At 59.1% G+C, this 21,176-nt stretch carries 16 protein-coding genes; 7 read left to right on the plus strand and 9 right to left on the minus strand.

All coding sequences use genetic code 11. The features are described from left to right. The first annotated feature begins 28 nt into the window (after nucleotides 1–28). Nucleotides 29–859, plus strand: a complete 831-nt coding sequence (locus tag HGP17_RS16680; protein WP_168810849.1) for an aldo/keto reductase — start codon at nucleotides 29–31, stop codon at nucleotides 857–859. Nucleotides 860–921: 62 nt separating this feature from the next. Here HGP17_RS16680 and HGP17_RS16685 read toward each other — a convergent pair whose 3' ends face one another. The 3 genes from HGP17_RS16685 to HGP17_RS16695 form a co-directional block, all read right to left on the minus strand. After that, entirely contained in the window at nucleotides 922–4,182 is a 3,261-nt protein-coding gene (locus tag HGP17_RS16685; protein ID WP_168810851.1) for a cellobiose phosphorylase, read from the minus strand. 186 nt (nucleotides 4,183–4,368) lie between these two features. Then, complete coding sequence (locus tag HGP17_RS16690) at nucleotides 4,369–6,840, minus strand: glycoside hydrolase family 2 protein (RefSeq protein WP_168810853.1); 2,472 nt, start codon at nucleotides 6,838–6,840, stop codon at nucleotides 4,369–4,371. Nucleotides 6,841–6,868: 28 nt separating this feature from the next. Further along, nucleotides 6,869–7,567 carry a FadR/GntR family transcriptional regulator gene (locus tag HGP17_RS16695; RefSeq protein WP_168810855.1) on the minus strand — a complete coding sequence of 233 codons (699 nt, stop codon included), beginning with the start codon at nucleotides 7,565–7,567 and terminating at the stop codon, nucleotides 6,869–6,871. Between the two features lie 125 nt (nucleotides 7,568–7,692). On the opposite strand from HGP17_RS16695, the gene uxuA reads away from it, so the two are divergent. From uxuA to HGP17_RS16710, 3 genes are all read left to right on the plus strand, one after another. After that, complete coding sequence (gene uxuA / locus HGP17_RS16700; RefSeq protein WP_168810857.1) at nucleotides 7,693–8,871, plus strand: mannonate dehydratase; 1,179 nt, start codon at nucleotides 7,693–7,695, stop codon at nucleotides 8,869–8,871. Between the two features lie 185 nt (nucleotides 8,872–9,056). After that, on the plus strand, nucleotides 9,057–11,153 hold the full coding sequence (locus HGP17_RS16705) for a bifunctional diguanylate cyclase/phosphodiesterase (RefSeq protein WP_168810859.1): 2,097 nt from the start codon (nucleotides 9,057–9,059) through the stop codon (nucleotides 11,151–11,153). A 127-nt stretch (nucleotides 11,154–11,280) separates the two neighbouring features. Next, the gene (locus tag HGP17_RS16710) at nucleotides 11,281–11,712 is read left to right on the plus strand and encodes a glyoxalase/bleomycin resistance/extradiol dioxygenase family protein (RefSeq protein ID WP_168810861.1); all 432 of its coding nucleotides are present in this window, start codon (nucleotides 11,281–11,283) and stop codon (nucleotides 11,710–11,712) included. A 60-nt stretch (nucleotides 11,713–11,772) separates the two neighbouring features. On the opposite strand, the gene HGP17_RS16715 is transcribed toward HGP17_RS16710, so the two are convergent. From HGP17_RS16715 to HGP17_RS16735, 5 genes are all read right to left on the minus strand, one after another. Further along, nucleotides 11,773–12,603, minus strand: coding sequence for an alpha/beta hydrolase (locus HGP17_RS16715; RefSeq protein WP_168810863.1), 831 nt, complete (start codon nucleotides 12,601–12,603; stop codon nucleotides 11,773–11,775). Nucleotides 12,604–12,635: 32 nt separating this feature from the next. Next, the gene (gene kynU / locus HGP17_RS16720) at nucleotides 12,636–13,883 is read right to left on the minus strand and encodes a kynureninase (protein WP_168810865.1); all 1,248 of its coding nucleotides are present in this window, start codon (nucleotides 13,881–13,883) and stop codon (nucleotides 12,636–12,638) included. 19 nt (nucleotides 13,884–13,902) lie between these two features. After that, a complete protein-coding gene (locus tag HGP17_RS16725; protein ID WP_168810939.1) occupies nucleotides 13,903–14,826 on the minus strand; it encodes an ABC transporter permease in 924 nt (307 codons plus the stop codon). 4 nt (nucleotides 14,827–14,830) lie between these two features. Next, entirely contained in the window at nucleotides 14,831–15,610 is a 780-nt protein-coding gene (locus HGP17_RS16730) for an ABC transporter ATP-binding protein (RefSeq protein ID WP_168810866.1), read from the minus strand. An 88-nt stretch (nucleotides 15,611–15,698) separates the two neighbouring features. After that, complete coding sequence (locus tag HGP17_RS16735) at nucleotides 15,699–16,685, minus strand: ABC transporter substrate-binding protein (protein ID WP_168810868.1); 987 nt, start codon at nucleotides 16,683–16,685, stop codon at nucleotides 15,699–15,701. 184 nt (nucleotides 16,686–16,869) lie between these two features. Between HGP17_RS16735 and HGP17_RS16740 the strand changes: the two genes are divergently transcribed. Continuing rightward, on the plus strand, nucleotides 16,870–17,613 hold the full coding sequence (locus HGP17_RS16740; RefSeq protein ID WP_168810870.1) for a GntR family transcriptional regulator: 744 nt from the start codon (nucleotides 16,870–16,872) through the stop codon (nucleotides 17,611–17,613). A gap of 234 nt (nucleotides 17,614–17,847) precedes the next feature. Beyond that, nucleotides 17,848–18,801 (plus strand): NAD(P)-dependent oxidoreductase, encoded by a 954-nt coding sequence (locus HGP17_RS16745; RefSeq protein ID WP_168810872.1) that lies wholly within the window; start codon nucleotides 17,848–17,850, stop codon nucleotides 18,799–18,801. Between the two features lie 14 nt (nucleotides 18,802–18,815). Here the strand turns inward: HGP17_RS16745 and HGP17_RS16750 are convergent, their stop codons facing one another. Then, entirely contained in the window at nucleotides 18,816–20,033 is a 1,218-nt protein-coding gene (locus HGP17_RS16750) for a TIGR03862 family flavoprotein (RefSeq protein ID WP_168810874.1), read from the minus strand. Nucleotides 20,034–20,288: 255 nt separating this feature from the next. Between HGP17_RS16750 and HGP17_RS16755 the strand changes: the two genes are divergently transcribed. Beyond that, nucleotides 20,289–20,996 carry a TetR/AcrR family transcriptional regulator gene (locus HGP17_RS16755; RefSeq protein WP_168810876.1) on the plus strand — a complete coding sequence of 236 codons (708 nt, stop codon included), beginning with the start codon at nucleotides 20,289–20,291 and terminating at the stop codon, nucleotides 20,994–20,996. Nucleotides 20,997–21,176: the final 180 nt, after the last annotated feature.

Genomic DNA, 21,176 nt, shown 5'->3' on the forward strand with positions numbered 1-21,176 from the left:
TTCATTTTGCAAACGAAAGGATAATCCCATGCAATTCGTCAATGCCAACGGCGCATCCATTCCCGCACTCGGTTTCGGCACTTTCCGTGTGCCGGGTCCCGATAGCAAGCGGATGGTGGCGCATGTGCTCCGCAATGGCTATCGCCATATCGATACCGCCCAGATTTACGGCAATGAAGCCGATGTCGGCGATGGCATCCAGCAGGCCGGCATAGCTCGTGGCGATCTGTTCCTGACAACGAAGGTTTGGGTCGAAAACTATCGCCGCGATGCCTTTATTGCCTCCGTGGATGAAAGCCTGAAAAAGCTGAAAACCGATTATGTCGACCTCCTGCTGCTGCATTGGCCAAACGATGCCGTGCCGCTGGCAGAGCAGATCGGCGCGCTCAATGAGGTTGCCAAGGCGGGTAAGGTGCGCCACATCGGCGTCTCCAACTTCAACCGGATGTTGATGCGCGAGGCTGTCGCCTTGAGCGACCTGCCGCTGGTCACCAATCAGGTCGAGTATCACCCATATCTGGACCAGTCCGCCGTGATCGAGACGGCAAATTCTCTCGGCATGTCGGTGACGGCCTATTACGCCATGGCCGACGGCAAGGTTCTCTCCGATGCGGTGTTGAAGGACATTGCCGGTCGGCATGGAAAGTCGGTCGCGCAGATCGTCCTGCGATGGATTGTGCAGCAGGGTCTGATCGTTCTTTCCAAGACCGTGTCGGAAGTCCGTGCCGCGGAAAATGCTGCCATATTCGACTTTGCGCTTTCGCCGGACGAAATGGCTGCCATCCATGCACTCGCGGTGTCGGCCGGCCGTATCGTCAGCCCTGATGGTCTGGCGCCGGCCTGGGACGACGCGGCCTGATTCCGTTGTGATTGCCAAAAATAAGGGAGCCGCAATAGCGGCTCCCTTTTTAGTTCGGCAGCTCAGGCCTTGAAGTCCAGCTTAACGTCGCAGGCGCCGATTGAGCTTGGCAGCAGCGGCTGGCGGATACGCTGGCCAAATTGGCGCTGGAAGCCGAAGACGTTGCCGATCAGGCTCTTGGTATAGAGGCCGGGCCCGCTCGAATACGTGCGCCAGCCGCCATCGACCGCAATATCGCCGGCCTTCACGCGGCTCCAATCGGATGAGGCGTGGTAGCGATCATCGAAGGCCGCGTCGCTGCTGCTGAAGTAGGTGTTGCGCTGGCGCAGCGAGGCGTGCTCGACATGACCACTGACGGCGATCGGGTTTGCCAGCGCCAGTGCCTGCCAAACGGCCTCCGCATCATGATCAAGAGCAAGTGCCTCGCAGTAGCGCAGATGCGCATGCACATACATCAGCCCGATCTCGCGACCGAAGAAGGATGACGACTCAGCGCGACGGAACAGTTTTTCCGGGCCGCCAGAATAGGTCGCCGGCTTCTCCATCAGTCGAACGCCATCGGGGAAGAGCAGGTTCTCGCGGATGATCTTCATGTGGGCATGACGCTGATCGGGCGTGAACAATCCGCCGATCATCGGCTGTGTCATCGCGATCAGCGAGTAATGCAATCCGGTGCGCGTGTCCTCGGGATGCAGCAGCAGTTCGACGCCGTCATGGCTTGGGTCGAAGACGCCATAACCGGCAACGATGCCATCGCGCATCAACAGACGGTTGAAATCGGCGCGCATGGCAACAGCCGTTGCCTGAAGCGACTGCGCTTCTTCGGTGCGGCTGGCGAGCGTCAGAATATTGGCGTAGCGCACCAGTTGTTCGTAGAGCAGGGACACTGTCCAGCTGCTGACCATCCAGTCGCGCAAATGCGGATCGGCCGGTTGCAGGCTGTCGTTCCAGTCGCCCTCACCATAGCGGATCAGACTTGTGCCCGGTACGAACCGGCTGCGTACGGTCGCCAGCAGCTTCTCGACGTGGTCTGAGATCGTCGCCTGTTCCGACGTCAGCTGCATCGTGTCGTCGGCGCGCCAAGGCACCGTTTCGGCAAGGAAAGTAATGTCTCCCGTCGCCTCGATATAATCGCAAAGCGCCTTCAGCGGCCAGACGACGATATCGCCGTGTGCCTCGCCGGCGCGGATGTTGGCATAGGGCTCCAGCATGAACCATTGCGGCCAGTCGCCGCGATCCCGATATTGCTCGGAAAAGAGCGTGCTGAGGATCTGGCGAACTTCGTCGTCATGCTCATAGGCCAGCAGAAATTCGATCGGTCCCTGGCAGACGTCACGCGTTCCCCAGGCTGCGCCCGTATATTGCTCCAGCCCATGCGGCACGCTCAAATGAACGATTGCGTCATGTGCGATCCACGGAACCATGACGGATTGCGCCAGTACATCACGGCCATCGCCTTCGACCCGTGCGCCGCGCGTCACATGGCTCCAGAAGCTGCGCGCGGGCGCCAGCATTTCCCCGCTTTCCACGCCGGCCGCATAGCGCATCGCGAAGGCCTCGCCGGCACCGGTGTCCGCCATCGACCCGGTGACGGCGAAGCGCAATTCCTGCGTGGCGTGAGATTTCAGCGCGATGAACGGGCCGTTTCGCGAATTGCCGTCTTCATACAGCAGCTCGTCGCCGCCGACGGCCTCAAATGCATCCGGCGTCGAAGTGACGAGATGGTAGGCCGCATTCGGATAGCGGTCCCAAAGCCAGGACGGTTGCGGGCGGAAAGAGATGCGCTTGGCAGCCTGATCGATCGAAATGTTGGCGACGGCTTCATAGTCGCGCTCACCGAGCACGATATGGCCGAATATGAGAAAGCGGCAGGCTTCTCCCTCGACGGAAACCTTCCATTGCATCGCTGGATCCTTGCCATCCGCGATCGCCGAGACGGTGATGGTCCGGCCGGGCAGGCGGTAGATCCATCTGATATCGCTGAGGCCCATCTCGAAGGCTGCCGGAACGCCAAGCAGGCACCATCCGTCACCGAGATCGACAAGAATTCGAAGGCCGCTCGACCGCGTCAGATTGTAGGGATCGCGCGAAACGGAGAAAAGCTTGTGAAAGGAGGTGTTGCCGATCGTGAGTTGGGCCGCGAAGATGCCTTGCATCCAGCACGTGGCGGCGAGCGTCTTGTCGTCGAGCAGCATATTCTGGCCGCTGCGGACAATGGACCCGTGACGACGCGCGACCACATGTTCCTTCTCGCGAAGTACGATATGCCTGTTGTGCGGCCCATCCGGTACAAAGAAGGAAAGCAGCTTTCCGTCAGCATGTTCTTCAAGCAGGCGGTTAGGGTAGAGCGCATCGATCGCCGCCTGATCGAGGCCTTCGCTCTCGGCGAGAGGCGCGTTCTGAACATGGCTGCGGACCGATTGCGCAGCCGATATAGTGTCCATCGCCAACTCGCCCTGCAGCTTCGGCAGGGCATCGAGGTGAGAAAGATCGGCATCGCTGGAAGCGGTCGGGTGATCTGCGATGAACAGTCCGAAGAACGTCGTGGTGCTTGCGTCTCCTGCAGCGAGCGAGAGCGGCTTTGACTGGATCGCCGGGCAGGCGACCTCGTGCTGGCGGCGGGTGCTTGGCAGATCCTTGCCGAAATCCGGCACCATGATGCCGTCGCCACTTCTAGAGGGTACGACGAGCTGGATGGCATCGGTCGCGTAGGCTGCGGTTCCCTCAAGGCAACCCTGCGCCACCCAAGGATTGCGCCCGCCGCCCTGCTTAAGATTCTGCCTGTTCAGGACAACCGGACCGAAGGTAGCGTGGTCGGCAATGTGATGATCGATGTATTGCGACGCATACGCCTCGCTGTTCATCAGGAAGCCGCGATCGCCGAGACCCACATCCTGAAGCAGGACGAGGTCGGCTGAAACCGTTGAACTGTTGGTGTTTTGCAGCGACACCTGCCAGAACCAAGCCGTTTGGCTCGGATGCAGGCGCAGGCTGACCGTATGCCTTATGCCAGCCGTTTCCCCGCTCCACGAAAAGCCGCTTGTGCCATGACCGAACTGCACGGCTGCTTTCGGGCCAACGATTTCCGCGGTAGCGGGCTTTGCTCCGCCGACACGTAGATAGAGCCGGCCGATCCCGCCATAAACAGGTGATCCGAGCACCTGGTTGATCATGACGCCGCCCTTTTCATCGGCGAAGTCAATGGAAAACAGCGTCCCGTTTGGCAGCGCCGCGATCGACAGACCGCCTGGATTGGTGAGGGTGATCAGACCGAGTTCTTCGCGACGGGGTGTCTGAAAGCTACGATTGAGGTCCGAGGGCATAAGCTGGGTCTCGCTGATTCATTGGATCGAATGGGGCCACTAGATCACAAGGCAGGCGCCGATCATAGGAGGCATTTTGCCATTCGCGATCGCATTCTTTTGTGACACATGGTCGGCAAGCCGGTGAAAGCACGAAGAAAAACCCGACGCGGATCGCCGGGTTCTTTCGGTGTCGACGGCATGCGCCTATCGATGTGCTGGGAGCTCGGCAACCTGATTGGCCGTACGGATGACGCTCGACAGATCCGCATCCTCAAAGGCTTCTTTCGACATGCCGCTGATGCGGAATGTCCTGCTTTCCCCAGGGATGAGATTGACAAGCATGTCGTCGATTTCGGCATTCGGGTTGATGCGATCGACAAACAGGCAGAGATCCCGCAGCAAGGTTTGTGCGGTAATCGTGACCGTGATCCCGCCGGTCGTCTCTTCGATCTCGATGTCGTAGCGCGGCTGCGGATAGTGCAGCTTCATGTCTTTCTCAAAGAACCACCAGGCCTCGGCGTCGCCCAGGCGGGCACGCAGGAATTCGCGCTCGGGATCGCCCGGCGTCGCCACATCTTTGGGGATCGCGATGTCGGTATTTTCGAAGCGGTCGCACAGAACGCGCCAGACGGAATGATGTGCGAGCAGCTTGCCGTTGAAATCGAACCGCTCGACGGTGAATGGAACGCGCCAGAATAGCGTCGCATCGTTTGCGGCGACAGCAGCAAGGTTATCGCCACGCGGCTGGATGGTCAGAAGATGCGGCGCATAGCTGTGTTTCAACGCGTACCACAGCGGCTTTTTGCGTCCCGACCCGTCGACTGCGGCCCAGGACGTCACCGGCCAGCAATCATTGAGCTGCCAGACGATGGTGCCCATGCAATTTGGCCGATGCGAGCGCATATGGTCGATGCCGAAGCTGATGGCGCGTGCCTGGTTGAGCTGGGTGACGAAAAGCCAGTCGTCAAAATTCTGCGGGTGCGGGAACCAGCCTTCCAGGCCTTGTAGCAGTTTATCGTTGCCCAGGGTTGCCTTCTGGTGGTGCAGTACGCCAGGGGAGGCTGGCGCGCGATCCTTCTCGCGCACGGACTGCGTCAATGTCGCGAAGGTCGATGGCGCCTGCCATCCGAATTCGGAGCAGAAGCGTGGGATGTAGTTGCGATAGGTTTCATATCCGACTTCGTTCCAGACATCCCAAATGTGCTTGCAGCCGTGTTCGTCTGCGTTCGGCGCGATCTCCATCGAGCCGGAATAAGGGCTTCCCGCCCAATAGGGCCGTGTCGGGTCGATTTCCGCCACCAGTTTCGGCAGCAGGTCGAGATAATAGCCGGCTCCCCAGGGACGGTTGCCGAGGACATCCTGCCAGCCCCAGTCGAAATAGCCCCAGATGTTTTCGTTATTGCCATTCCAGATAACGAGCGAGGCATAGGGCATCAGCCGTGTGATGGCTTCGCGTGCCTCCGCCTCGACTTCGCTATAGACCGGCTCTTCTTCCGGATAGCTGGCACAGGCAAACAGAAAGTCTTGCCAGACCATGATGCCGGCCGCATCGCACTCTTCGTAGAACGTATCGGTCTCGTAAATGCCGCCGCCCCAGACGCGCAGCATATTCATGTTGGCATCGCGAGCCTGATTGATCCGCTCGCGATAGCGCTGTCGCGTTACGCGCGGCAGGAAGCAGTCGTCCGGGATCCAGTTCGCGCCGCGGGCGAAAACCGGCACGTCGTTGACGACAAGCGTAAAAGCCGAACCGACCTCGTCGGGTGTCGTATCCAGTCGGATCGATCGGAAGCCGATGCGGCGCTTCCAGCCATCCAGTGCCGTGCTGTCAGAGCCAAGCAGTTGCAGCTCGAGATCGTAGAGCGGTTGATCGCCAAGCCCGTGCGGCCACCAGACCTGCGGATTGTCGATACGGCACTCGATCTGGGCGTGGGTCTCGCCCTGCGCAACGCGGACTTCCGATCGCTTGCCGCCGATCGAAAGGACCAATGCGATGCTGTCCGTGCCCTTTTCGGCCCACTCGATTTCGACATGCAGTCGGGCCACGCCCTGACCGCCTTGCAGCGTGATTTCGGGTCGGATGTCGCCAAGGCGTGCCTTCGACCAGCTCTCTATGGCGATCGGTTGCCAAATGCCTGCGGTGACGACGGTTGGACCCCAGTCCCAGCCGAAATTGCAGGCCATCTTGCGGATGAGATTGCTCGGGCCGGGATAGTTTTGAGGAATATCGGCGGCGCTCCCGAGTTGCTTTCGCACCTCCTCGCCATGTTCGTAGGCCGACTGGAAGTCGACTATCAGCTCGTTGCGGCCATCCTTGAGATGGGCACCGATGTCGAAACGGTAGCTCCGGTGCATGTTGCGGGTTTCCCCGAGAAGGGTTCCGTTCATTTCCAGGCGCGCAGCGGTATCAAGGCCGAGGCAGGATAGGTCGACACGCTCGTTATCGTCGCTGTCCCAATCGAAAGCGAGACGATAGCGCCAGGTGGAGCGGCCGATCCAGTCTTGAGAAATCTCGTTGACGTCCAAATACGGATCGGTGATCAGCTGTGCCGCCATCAGGTCGAGATGCACGTTGCCGGGAACCGTTGCAGGGATCGTGTTCGGCAGGGCCGGTGCGGTGGAGGGTGCGCGAAGGCGCGAGATGGTCCAGCCGGTGTCGAGCGTCTGTCTTTTCATGTCTTGGATCCGTGATGAAATGAATATCTCAAACAGCCTTCGGCGCGATGTATTGCAGCCCGGCCTGCAGGTGGCGGTTCATGTGATAGGCGTAAGCGATTCGATCCCTTTGTTCCAATGCTTCCATGATGTCGCGGTGATCCTCATAGGCGCTGTCGACAGCCGCGCGCGAGCGCTTGCCGGCCTCCATAAGCTTCTGCAACAATGGCCGCAGAATGCCATAGACCTGTGACAATGTCTGATTGCCGGAAAGCTCGATGAGCATCGCATGAAATTTGTAGTCGAGCGCCGCCGCATCAGTCAGGTCCTGCGCCGCCTTCATGGCTTCGTTGAGTGAGCGCAGCGCCTCGAGATCGGTTTCGCCAATTCTTGTAAAGAGAAGGTCCGAAAGGTTGACTTCGATCAAACGGCGAAAGCCCTGAATATCGAGAAAGCTTTCTGCCGAAATATCGATGGCGAAGGAAAACAGCTCCATCAGCGCCTGTTGGCGTCGATCCGTAATGACCGCACCGACCTTTTGTCGGCTTTCCACGATACCATAGGCCTTGAGGATGCGGATTGCCTCGCGCACGGTATTACGGCTGGCATTGAACATCGAGGCAAGATCCGCCTCTGAAGGCAGCGCGTCTCCAAGGCTGAGGTTGCGTTCACGCATCAGCCGCCGCAACGCATCGACTACCTGATCGACCGCCGAGCCTCTATTCTCGCTGTCAGGACTTTCTGCCATCCACTCTCCACCCGCCAAAACCATATTGTTGGTCAATAACATCTGTCAAGCGTCGCAAACTGGCAATATCGGCATGGACATTTGTTGTTTCGACGATATTTTGACCGACAAATGGAGGGTGTGACATGGAAAGCTGCTGGCGCTGGTTTGGGCCGAAAGATCTCGTGCCATTGCAACATGCGCGACAGGCCGGGGCAATTGGCATCGTCACGGCTCTTCATGAGATCTCCTACAAGCGCTCCTGGACGCCGGCTGAAATCGAGGCGCGAAAGGCTTTGGTCGAAGCTTCCGGTCTGCGCTGGAGCGTTTGTGAATCGATCCCCGTGCCGAGTGCCATCAAACTCGGAGGTGCCGGGGCCAGAGCGGCCATCGATGTCTGGAAAGACAGTCTGGCAAACCTTGCGCGCTCGGGCATCAAGACCGTCTGCTATAATTTCATGCCTGTCGTCGATTGGACACGCACCGACCTTCGCTTTGAGATGCCCACCACCGCCCTGGCACTGCGTTTCGACATGGTGGAATTCATTGCGTATGACGTCTTCGTTCTCAGTCGCAAGGGCGCGGAATTGGATTACGCACCGGAGCTGGTGCAGCGTGCGGAGCAGCGGTTGAAGGGTCTTGACGACGAGGCAATTTTGCGGCTTGAAAACAATATCATCGCAGGACTCCCAGGCGGCGAAGACAGCTATGGTCGTGATGCGATCCGCTCGGCGATCTCGCTCTTTGACGGTATGACCGCTGGCGATCTACAGGCCAATCTCGATGCGTTCCTGAAAGAGGTCGTGCCGGTTGCGGCCGAGCTCGGCGCAAGGCTTGCGATCCATCCGGATGATCCACCTATATCGCTGTTTGGGCTGCCTCGCGTCGTTTCGCAGGCTTCCGATCTGCGCCGTATCCTCGGCAGCGTCGACCATCCCGCGAACGGTCTTACCTTGTGCGTGGGTTCGCTGGGTTCTCGTGCTGACAATGATGTGCTTGCCATTGCACGTGAATTTGCTGCGCGCATCAATTTTGCTCATTTGAGGGATGTCGCGATAGAAGCGGACGGCTCGTTTGTCGAGGCGTCTCATCTGGAGGGGCGCAGCGACATGCATGCGATTTTAAGCCTGCTTCTGGGTGAGGAGGCGCGCCGTCGAGGAGCGGGCCGCGAAGATCACCAAATTCCCATGCGCCCGGATCATGGGCATCTTATCGCCGATGATATCGATAAGCCGACCAACCCCGGCTACTCGCTGATCGGCCGCCTGAAAGGGCTTGGCGAGTTGCACGGTGTCATTCACGCCATCGGCAAGGCGGGGCTTTGAGCCTCGCCGGCCTCGTCCGCCCATTTAGATGGTGCGCTGACGCCGGGATAAAGCCTGCCGTTGCATATTCGCTAGGCTTTTGCCTAAAGTTTAATCTCCCTATAATTTTGATTTTATTTAGCTTTTTTGTCTAAATATCTCCAATTCGAACCTTTTAAACTCGAGTTGGCAAGGTCGACCTGGTTATGGATTCCGTTTGGCTCGACACCCCGAGCGACGATTTTCGGTCGCTGTTCAAAACGCATCCCTCGCCGATGTGGGTCTATGATCCGCAGACGCTGCGGTTTTTGATCGTCAACGATGCAGCGCGTGATCTTTACGGCTACAGTCACGCCGCCTTTGCGGCGATGACCGTGCTCGATATCCGGCCATCCGACGAGCGCAAGCGCATGCTGGCCGCTATACAACACCGCACGGACATGGAGATGGCGCAACGTTGGACGCATCTGAAGGCCGATGGCGAGACATTCGAGGTTTTGACCTACGGCCGCGAGATTCGTTTTGACGGCAAGGTGGCGATCCTTGCGATTGTGCAGGACCGGACCGAGGTCAACGCCGCACAGCGTCAGGTCGATGCCACGCAGTCGCTGCTCGACAGCATTGTCGACAATCTACCCGTCGGTGTCTTCGTCAAGGACATGGAGAAGGATGGTCGTTACATTCTCTTCAACGAGGCCTGCGGCAGCATCGTCGGGCAGTCTGCCGGCGAGGTGATCGGCAAGTCGGACAAGACCATCTTCTCCGCAGAGCAGACAGCGAGTTTCCGCGAACAGGACAAGCTTGCCTTCGAGACGGCTGAAACGGTCTATTTCGAGGAAACCATTCACACAGTGGATGGTGCGTTGCGGGTCTTGAAGACCGCAAAACGTGCGCTTCCGGCACCGACAGGGCAGGTGCCGCGCTACGTTCTCGGCATTTCCCAGGATGTGACGGAGGAGCGCAATGTCGAGGCGAGGCTTGCGCATCTTGCCATGCACGATTCCCTGACCGGCCTGCCCAACCGGGCCTTCTTTTCCGAAAGCATCGTGAGGCAGGTGGCGGCGGCAACGTCCGAGAAGCCGATTGCACTGCTTTACATCGATGTCGATCATTTCAAGAACATCAACGACAGCAAGGGTCATGCTGCTGGCGATATGCTCTTGCGGCAGGTGGCCGAGCGCCTCCAGCGGCTGGCAGAAAAGGATGATCTCGTCGCTCGCCTGGGTGGCGATGAGTTTGCGCTGGTCCTGAAGATGACGGATACAGGCCGGGCGCAGCGCTTTGCCGATCTGCTGCTGCTCTCTCTTTCCGCACCTTTCGATCTCGATGGCGTGCGCGAGCATGTCACCTGCAGCATCGGCATTGCCGTGGCTCCGCAGCATGGCGACGATGCGGATGTCCTCATGCGGGATGCGGACCTTGCCCTTTATGCGGCCAAGGGCAGCGGCCGGTCGACCTACCGCTTCTATCAAACCGATATGAGGCTTGAGGCGGAGCGGCGTCATCAGCTGACGCTCGAACTTCGCGAGGCGCTACAGAACGGCGAATTCGAGCTCCATTATCAGCCGATTATCCGACTGAACGAGGACGCGCTCGCCGGCTTCGAAGCGCTGATCCGTTGGCGTCATCCCGATCGCGGCCTGATTTCTCCCGCCGAGTTCATCCCTGTTGCGGAAGAGACGGGCATGATCCTGCCAATCGGCGATTGGGTGTTGCGGGAGGCTTGCCGGACTGCCCGGGAGTGGCCCGAACATTTGAAAGTCGCGATCAATCTGTCGGTGTATCAATTCCGACATGCGAACCTGCTGGCAAGCGTCGTCTCGGCACTGGACGAGACCGGGCTTTGTCCGGGGCGGCTCGAAATCGAGGTCACGGAATCCATCCTCCTGTCCGAGGTCGAGCAAAGCCTTTCACTTTTGCGCGGTCTCAAGGAGCTTGGCATCCGTATTGCCATTGATGACTTCGGCACCGGCTATTCGTCGCTCAGTTATCTGCGTTCCTTTTCCTTCGACAAGATCAAGCTCGACCGCAGTTTTGTCGCCGGCATGGATTCAGATCCCGGCAATCTCGCGATCGTGCGCGCCGTTGTCGGTATCGCCTCGGGTTTCAACGCGGTCACACTCGCCGAAGGCATCGAAACGGAAGCACAACTCGCCAAGTTGCGCGCAGAAGGATATCACGAGGTGCAGGGTTTCCTGCTCGGGCGCCCCATGCCGCGGAAAGACGCCATGGCGAGAATTCTTGGCGAAAGACACTCGGCCTCCTCTCCAAAATCGTTACACCGCCGGCGTATCAATGGTTGAGCCGATCGGCTTTCAAAAATAACCGCAAATTTTTGGTCGCCGCTGTCGGAAGTCGCGCGACTGCAACGTCCTTGAGATAGCCCATAGAGAAGGGCATGATTTCAAAACCGTTCTCAAGGAGACGAACATGAGCGATGCAGCAGATCAGACGCAGTCCCAGCAGCCGCGTGTCCCGGTGCGTGGCGGTGTGGTGGCTTATCTTACGGTAGACGGCGCGACAAAAGCCGCAGAATTCTACAAGCATGCCTTCGGCGCCGAAGAAGCCTTCATGTTTCCGGTCGATGAAAAGGGCCGGACCATGCATATCCATCTCTACATCAACGGCAGTTCGGTCATGCTCGGCGATGCTTATCCGGAATATGGGCATGCACTGGAAAAGCCGCAGTCCTTCATCATGCAGCTTGTTGTCGACGATCTGGATTTCTGGTGGAAGCGCGCCGTCGATGCCGGTGCCGAAGTTGTTGTCGAGCCGCAGGTGATGTTCTGGGGTGACCGCTGGGGCCAGCTTCGCGATCCCTTCGGCGTCGCCTGGGCGATGAATGCGCCGGTCAACGGCTAAATCGAGAGGCCCTCGGCGCGCGGTGCATGCCGGGGGCTATCCAATCGACTTTGAGAGCCGCTATTGCGCAAGCAACGTGCGGGTCAGCGAATGTCCCGGATCCATGAGGCCATCCAGCACCGAATAGTGATGCTTGTCGGGCTCGATCACTGCTTCCGTGGCCGCACCAAGCCCAATCCATATATTCGCGAGCAGCGCGTTCAACCGGATAAACTCGGCACGTTCGGCGCCACCGACCCAACAGGTCAGGCGGATGGTATCGACCGGCTCCAGAAGTGCCGGGCTTTCCGCCTTCGCCTCGGCGTTGTCAATGCGGAGCTGCTCGTTCATCTTGCGCTTCATCAGCGGCCGCAGATCGTGCACGCCGGAGATCGCCAAGACATGTCGGATGCGCTTCAGAATAGATGCGTCGAGCGGCGAGGACTTGGTCATCATCCGCGCAACGAGCTGGCCGCCGGCGGAATGACCGGTGAGGACAATCGGGCCCTCGATCAGTGTGGCGGCGGCGGTGATCGCGGCTGCGATTTCTTGGCCAATACCGCTGATGCGATTGTCCGGGCAAAGCGTGTATGAGGGAATGGCGACTGCATAGCCGGCTGAAACCGAGCCTGCCGCAAGATGCGACCAGTAGCTCTTGTCGAGCTGCAGCCAATATCCGCCATGCACGAAAACCACCAAACCCTTTGGCTGACCTTCGGGCAGGAAAAGATCAAAGCGATTGCGCTCTGCCTCACCATAAGTGAGATCGAGTTTCGCGCGTCCTGCTGCCGTCATCTTTTCGCGGAAGGATCGAGCAGGCTCGACCCAGGCGTCCGGCCATTGATCGCCGTTGACGATGTAGGCGCCATTGGTATAGGCGGCCTCCCAATCGGTGACCTTGAAATAGCTCATCTGCTGCTCCTTCGTTTTGACGACCTGGGGGCTCAGGTTACCGCTGAACGGACGGCGAAGCGCGCATCCTTCCAGGAGCCGCTGCTCAAAATCTCTTCAAGTATCGACGCCGCAAGCCATGCGTCACGATAGCTCACATAAAGCGGGGTGAAGCCGAACCGCAATGTCGAGGGTGCACGAAAATCACCGATGACCCCCCGCTCGATCAACGCCTGCATGATTTCATAACCATTGGCGTGCGTGAAGGAGACCTGGCTGCCGCGCTTCTCACTGTCGCGCGTCGTATCCAGCACGACGCCATATTGTCCGCATTTCGCCTCGACGAGCCGGATGAAGAGATCGGTGAGCGCAATGCTCTTCTGACGCAGGGCGCTCATGTCCACATCGTTCCAGATAGACAGGGCGCCCTTCATCGCTCTCAGCGACAAAATGGGCTGGGTGCCGCAGAGAAAGCGCTTGATGCCGGCGTCACCGTCGAAATTGCGCTCGAAGGCGAATGGGCGCGCGTGGCTCCACCAGCCGCTGAGCGGCTGGACGATCGAGGCATGATGCCGACGGGCGGCATAGATGAAGGCAGGCGCACCGGGGCCGCCATTCAGATATTTGTAGCTGCAACCGACGGCAAAATCGGCATCGGCGCCGTCGAGATCGACGGGTAGGGCACCGGCGCTATGGCACAGGTCCCAGATAACAAGCGCTCCCGCCGCGTGAATGCGCTTCGTCAGCGCCACCATGTCGCGCAGCTCGCCATTTTTGTAATTTACGTGATTGACGAGCACGACAGCAACGTTCTCGTCGATCAAATCCTCGATGTTGTCCCCATCGCGACCTTCCAGCCGCAGCGTGACGCCGGGGCGTGTAGACGCGACGCCTTCGGCCATGTAGAGATCAGTCGGGAAGCTATCGCCTTCGGCGACGATGACGCCACGATCCGGCCGCATCGCAAGAGCGGCGTGCAAGGTCTTGTAGATATTGATCGATGTGGAGTCGGTGACCACGGTCTGGCCTTCGGCCGCGCCGATCAGGCGGCCGATGCTGTCGCCAAGTTCGAGCGGCAGATGAAACCATCCGGCGCTGTTCCAGCTGCGGATCAGGCCATTGCCCCATTCTTCCATGGCGGCCTGCCGTACCTCGGCGAAGACTTCATGCGAGGCCGCGCCGAGCGAGTTGCCGTCAAGGTAGATTACGCCTGCCGGCAGGGCAAAGCGGCTGCGAAAGGCGCGCAAAGGATCGTTCTCGTCCATGGCCTCGATGGCGGCGAGGTCGGGAAGGCTGTCCATGATGTTATGGCCTCTTGATTTATTCGCGAATGGTTTCGCGGGTGGCTGCTCCGCCACGGCTTCGGCGGATGCTCGGCAATGCCAGCATGATGAGCACGAACAGACCGGTGGCGAGCTTCAGGTTCGGTGGCGGCATGCCGGCGGCAAGGCAGAGCGACACGAGTTGATAGTAGATGATAGAGCCGACGAAGGGTGCCAGCAGCTGGCGCAACACCGTTTGCTTGCCTGTAAACGCCTCGCCGATCATGAGAGCAGCCAAACCGTTGATCAGGATGCCGATGCCCATGTTGACGTCGGCAAAGCCCTGGGACTGCACCATCAGCGCCCCGCTTCCAGCGGAAAAGGCGCTGGCGATACCGACGCCGCCGATCGTGGCGGCCCAGACATTGATGCCCTGCGCCTCGGCCATGTCGGGATTGGAGCCGACGGCGCGCATGGCCGTGCCCTTTTCCGTCTTGAAATAGAGATTGAGCGCGATCAGCACGATGACGGCTAGAATGCCGGCGACCACGATCTTGCTGGCCGGAAAGCCTGGTGTCGCCATTGGTACCCAGTCGAACACGGTCGGCGAACCGAAGACGGAGAGGTTAGACTTGCCCATGATGCCTAGATTGATGCTGTACAGCATGGTCGACATCAGGATGCCGGCGAGCAGGGTGTGGATGCGAAAACGAAGGTGAATGAACGCCGTGCAGCAGCCGGCTGCAAGGCCGACGACGAAAGCCACGGCGATTGCAAGCGGCGGAGCGACGCCGGCGGCAAGCAGAATACCGCAAACGCAGCCACCGAGCGGAAATGCGCCTTCGCTGGTCAGATCCGGAAAGCTCAGCATGCGGAACGGGATCATGATGCCGAGAACGACGAAGCTCAGGATAAAGCTTTGTGCGAGCGTGACCGGGATCAGCGAGACGAAGCTCGAAACGGTTGTCTGAATAAAATCCATCATCTCAGCTCACCAGCAACATGCGGTCTGTCTTGACGGCGAAGTGACCGATGAGTTCGGGCACGGTGATGCGCTGCTTGCCTTCGCCGGTAATTTCGAGGTGAAGTCGTCCGGCATCCAGCATGAGGATGCTGTCACCGAAATCGACGGCATGCTGCATGTTGTGCGTCACCATCAATGTCGTAAGTTTCAGCGCCTCGACGGTGCGCACAGTTGCCTGCATCACGATATCGGCGGTGCGTGGATCAAGCGCCGCCGTATGTTCGTCAAGCAATAGCACGTCAGGAGAGCCGCCGACCGCCATGATAAGCGAGAGCGATTGACGCTGGCCGCCAGAAAGCAGCTCGACCTTCGTGTCGATCCGGTTTTCCAAGCCAAGGCCGAGAACAGCGAGACGCTCTTTATAGGCGGCCAGCCGCGCAGCGTTCAGTCCCGGCCGGAAGCCTCGGCTTTTGCCGCGCAGCTCCGCAAGAAGCATGTTTTCGCCCACGGTCATGCTGGCGGCCGTTCCCTTCATAGGGTCTTGAAATACGCGAGCCAGGCGCGCGGCGCGCTTGTGGACAGGCATGCTTGTCACGTCATTGCCGTTGATCAGGACCTGACCGGAATCGAGGCTGAGTGCGCCGGAGATCGCGTTGAGCATGCTGCTCTTGCCGGCTCCGTTCGAGCCGATCACGACGCCGAATTCGCCGGTCTTGAGGGAGAGTGTCAGGCCATTGAGCGCGACCTTCTCGTCCGGCTGGCCCTTATAGAAAACCTTGCGCGCGGATTTGATATCAAGCATCCGTGCCTCCCTTGCAGTATACGCTTAGAAAATGGCGGCGTTCATGACGCCGCCATGGAGCCAAATGATCGTTAGCGGATGCTGCCGATCACTTCGTGAAGCAATTGCAATCCGCAAGCGAGGCCGGCACTTCGGCGCCAAACGCCTTCAGGACGGTCTTGTTGATCAGCGGTGCATGGTCTTCATAGGCAGGAAGCGAAGGCTTGATCGTCTTCGGGTCTGCACCTTTAAGGATTTTTGCGGCGATCTTGCCTGCGTTCTCGCCGACCTGCTCGTAATTCACGGCAAAGCTCGCCGGGACGACGCCGCTGCGAACTGCAGCGTCGTCGGAATTGACGATCGGAATCTGTGCCTGGCGGGCTGCTGCGGCAACGGCCGGGATTGCCGGCTGCAGCAGGTTGGATGCGGGCGTGTAGATCACATCCGCCTTGCCGGCGAGCGACGCGATGCGCTGCTGAATGTCATTGACGCTGTCCACGCCGACGGGAACGACTTCGAAGCCGGCGGCAGGAGCCGCAGCCTTGACCTTGTCGATAAGGGCAACGTCGTTGGCTTCACCCGGATTATAAGGCACACCGAGGCGCTTCGCATTCGGCAGCAGCTTCCTGGTGAAGGTCAGGATCGCGGAAATGTCCTGCAGGTCGCTCGAACCGGTGATGCCATCGTCGCCGGCATCCCATGACGGAACAAGTTTGGCGGCCACGGGGTCGGTCACTGCGGTGAACACGATCGGAATTCCAGAGCCTGCAAGCGCCTTCTTGGCGATCTGGGAAACCGGCGTCGTCACCGTGTACATCAGCTTCGGATGTTCAGCCTGCAGCTTGGCGATCATCTGCGGGACGAGCGATGCGTCGAAGCTGGTGTTGCTCTCGGAATAGACGACATCCTTGCCTTCGACGAAGCCATTGTCCGCCAGCGCTTTCTTGAAGCCGGCGATCGATGCGTTCAGCTGCGGGTGCTCGCCAAAGTTGGCAATGGCGATTTTGATCGGCTCTGCCGATGCCGTTGCGACGCTTGCCATGAACGCGCCGGCGACAGCGAGGCCGGATAGCCATTTGGACGTAGATTTCAGCATAATTTCCCTCCCGGATGTATCAAGGAGCCATGTTCCCTCGGCTCTCTTGAATTGGATCATAGCGACTGCTGCAACCGTGTCAATTTGCGATATATGATATTCACTGTGTGGGATTTTGATATATAATTTCCCGTCAGAGCGTTTTTATATATAATCCTGAGCGGGACAGGATGGGTGAGGGGTCATGCAGGACAAGGACGCGTTGAGCAAGACGGAGGCAGCCTACGCGTTGCTGCGACGCGACATCCTCAATACGAGGCTCAGGCCGGGCGCCTCTTTGCGCCTCGGCACGCTACGCGATACTTACGACGTCGGCTGGACGCCTCTTCGTGAGGCGCTCTCCCGGCTGGAGGCAGAAAAGCTTGTGACAGCCGTCAGCAATCGCGGTTTCGCAGTTGCTCCTGTTTCGCGCGCAGAACTGGAAGACCTCATGCGGGCGCGCATGGTGGTTGAGATGCCGCTTTTGCTGGAATCGATCGAAAAGGGCGGGCCGGATTGGGAGTCGGCCGTGGTGACGGCGCATTATCGCCTGTCGCGGTGCAAGATCGTGCCTGACGCCGCTTCCGATGAGATGGCGAATGAATGGGATGAGAAGCATACAGCTTTTCATGCTGCGCTGGTCAGCGCGGCGACGTCCAACTGGCTGCTGCGGTTTCAAGCCACCATCAGTGATCAGCTTCGTCGCCATCACCGTTTCTTGGGCCTGGCGCCGACCCAGCGGGCCGCAGCGGGCCTGACGATCGGCTATGAAAAGGCTGCCGCGGCCCTACAGGACGCGATGGCAATCGAACACCACACCGCATTGATGGAAGCTGCACTCGACCGCGATCTGGATCGTGCGAAGACGCTGATGACAGAGCATATCGGTTATACGCTGCAGGTTTATATCCGCTCGGAAGATGAAGACACGAACGCACACGCGAATTAAAGCATGCTGCGCAGACGTATTCAGCGGTTTGCGATGACGACATTTGGCCAACCGAAGACTGAGAGTGCAAGTCGCTAATTCCGCAGATCTCGACGCGCTTTCATGGCCGGTACCCGACAAAAATAACAATGCCTGCGCGATCGAAGGGTGAAAAAGCGGCCCGCGGTCCTATTCTCAAACATGACTTCGAACCTTGGGAGCGGTCGGTCACGAAGCCGGCCATGGGAGGATTTCATGACGCGTACAGTCATCATCGGCGCAACCGGTCACGTTGGCACCTATATGGTGCCTCGGCTGGTCGAAGCAGGGCATCAGGTCGTCGCAATCAGTCGCGGTCAGGCCAAGCCCTATTTACCCAACCGAGCCTGGGACAATGTCGAGATACGAAGCATGGACCGCGCAGCCATGGAGAAGGACGGCAGTTTCGGCCCGGCGATCCGTGCCTTAAAGGCTGATATCGTCATCGACATGATCTGCTTTTCGCTCGACAGCGTCCGGCATCTGACCGAAGCACTCGCGGATCACGTCGGCCATTTCCTGCACACTGGAACGATCTGGACGCACGGCTTTTCTACGGTCGTTCCGACAGTGGAGGAAGCGCCAAAGCGACCGTTTGGCGACTATGGAACTCAGAAGGCGGCCATCGAAGTGCATCTTCTGGAGGAAGCGCGGCTTCGGTCTTTTCCGGCAACCCTGATCCATCCCGGCCATATCGTCGGTCCGGGCTGGGCGCCTCTCAATCCCGCCGGCCATTTTAACCTCGTTGCATTTTCGACCCTGGCACGGGGCGAGACGCTTGCGTTGCCAAATTTTGGTCTGGAGACAGTGCATCACGTCCATGCCGACGACGTTGCGCAGATGTTCATGGCGGCGATTGCCAATTGGCGCGCTTCGACGGGGGAGGCATTTCATGCAGTCTCATCCGGCGCATTGACCTTAAGGGGGTATGCCGAGGCGATGTCGCGTTGGTTTGGTCATGAGCCGCGGCTCGAATTTCAGCCCTATGAGGCATGGGCAAAAGATCAAAAGCCCGAGGATGCGCAGGCTACCTGGGAGCATATTGCCCGAAGCCCCAACTGCTCGATCGCCAAGGCTGAGCGCCTTCTAGGCTATCGTCCGCGCTATACGTCGCTCGAGGCCGTGCAGGAATCGGTTTCCTGGCTCATGGCGAACGGCAAGATCGGTTGAAGCGGCGATTGGATCTAGCTTGTCGGCTGTCTTAACCACGCGTCGATGCCTTTGGCAGCGGCACGTCCCGTCGCAAAGCAAGCCGTGAGGAGGTAACCACCCGTCGGCGCTTCCCAATCGATCATTTCCCCGGCAGCGAATAGGCCGGGCAATTTTTTCAGCATGTAGTGCTGATCAAGTTCGCTCCAGCAGATACCGCCCGCCGAGGAGATTGCCTCAACGATGGGGCGCGGCCTGAGCAGGGGGATCGGCAAGGCCTTGATAAGGTGCGCCAGGTATTCCGCTTGAGAAAGTGGTGTTGGTTTGGCAAGCTCGCGTATCAGAGCGGCTTTGACACCTTCAATGCCAGCTCCCTTGCGCAGCCGATTGGAGAGGCTGGCTTTCGGATCCTGCCGCGCGAGATCGCGTACCAGCCGGTCAACGCTGCGTCCGGGTGCCAGATCTATGGTCAGCGCCGCTGTGCCGTCATGCAGCAATCGGTCGCGCAGGACTGCGGCGTGCGCGTAAACGAGGCTGCCCTCGACGCCTGTCTTGGATATGACGAATTCGCCGGGAAATGTTCCCGCATCCGAAGTGGCGGTAACCGCCTTCAGCGGTGCGCCGGCGAAGCGTTCCGTAAACAGCGCGCTCCATGCAACATCGAAACCGCAGTTGGCGGGCGCGAAGGTGGCGACATCGACGCCCTTGCTTCGTATCCAGTCGACCCAGGTCGCGTCGGACCCGAGGCGAGGATAGCTCGCGCCGCCGAGCGCAAGCAGCATGGCATCGCAGGTGACGATCTTGCTTCCTTGCGGCGTCTCCAAGGTCAAGGCACCGTTGCTGAAGCCGGACCATCGATGCCGCGTCATGATGCTGACGCCTTGCGCTTCCAGTCGGGTGAGCCAGGCGCGCAGCAAGGGTGACGCTTTCATGGCCGTCGGGAAAACCCGGCCTGATGAGCCGATGAAGGTCTCGGTTCCCAACCCTTTCGCCCAGGCTCTAATATCGTCCGGCTTGTAGTCTTCGAGCGCTGCGTGCAGTCGCAGCGACGACGTTCCGAAACGTTCGGCAAAAACGTCAAAATCTTCCGAATGGGTGATATTGAGCCCGGATTTGCCGGCCAGCAGGAACTTGCGCGCAACCGTCGGCATACTGTCGTAAACGTTGACCCGGTGGCCAGACGAGGACAGTGTTTCGGCGGCCATCAGTCCCGCAGGGCCGCCGCCGATGATTGCGATCTGCTTCTCCGCCATGACTTATCCGATATCGGTTACGATCCGTTCTCTTGAGCCGTACGGGCATCGAAAGCAAGTTGCTCTCTTCGTTTTAGAGGAAAATCATTCTTGTAATTTCGCGGGGCTTCATTCCGGCGTCTCGATCAAATCGATATAACCATATGGTTACTAAGCCGCCGAACGAGTGAGGGGCTGTCAACTTATGCGATGATCGGTTACTTATCGGCGGCAGAAATGCCGCCTACGCCTTGAAAGTTGCCGCCGGGAGCCATGATGTCGGAAGTCAGAACCGTGAAACGCCGCGCCAAGGGCGCAGACGCTGCGAATGTCGACGAGGGCTTCTCTCGCGTTGCTGCCGAGCGACCTCGCCTCAGGGATGCCGAGCGCACGAGCAAGGCAATTCTCGCCGCAGCGACAAAGGAGTTTGCGGAGCGTGGCTACGGCGGGGCACGCGTCGACGCCATTGCCGAGCGCGCCAAGATCAACAAAAGGATGCTGTATCACTATTTTGGCGGCAAGGATGCTCTCTATGTTGCCGTCCTTGAAGGTAGCTATATCGCCATCCGTTCCGCAGAAGCCCGGCTGGATCTATCGCACCGTACCCCTAGGGAAGGCATGCGGGACCTTGTTGTTTTCACATGGCAGTATTTTCTCGATCATCCTGAATTCCTTGGCATTCTCAGCACGGAAAACATGCACAAGGCGCGTTTTTTGAAGCGTTCCGCGCGCATTTTCGAACTGCACTCGCCTCTGGTTTCGGAGATTTCCGGGCTGCTTGATCGCGGTGCGGCGGCGGGCGATTTTCGGGTCGGTTGCGATCCGGTCAAGATTTATATGAGCATCGCGGCGCTCGGTTCCTTCTTCCTGACGAACCGTTGGACGTTGTCGACGATCTTTCGGCGTAACCTCTCGGACAAGTCTGAAATCGAGGCGTGGGGTGAGCATATCGTCGAGGTCATCTTCGCCTATCTGCGGCCCTAGTCCGCAATAGGCCATCCAATCCAGAATCTGACATGCGTGAAGCGGCTCCGGGCCGCTGAATGGCGTTGACAGTGGTGAGTTGGCGTGTCAGTTATGTAACTATATAGTTATTTACGGGAGGAATGACACAATGGCGACAAGGCCGATCGGCATCATCATGCACGGCATCACCGGACGCAT

The organism is Rhizobium sp. P38BS-XIX, from assembly GCF_012641435.1.
Classification (GTDB): domain Bacteria; phylum Pseudomonadota; class Alphaproteobacteria; order Rhizobiales; family Rhizobiaceae; genus Rhizobium.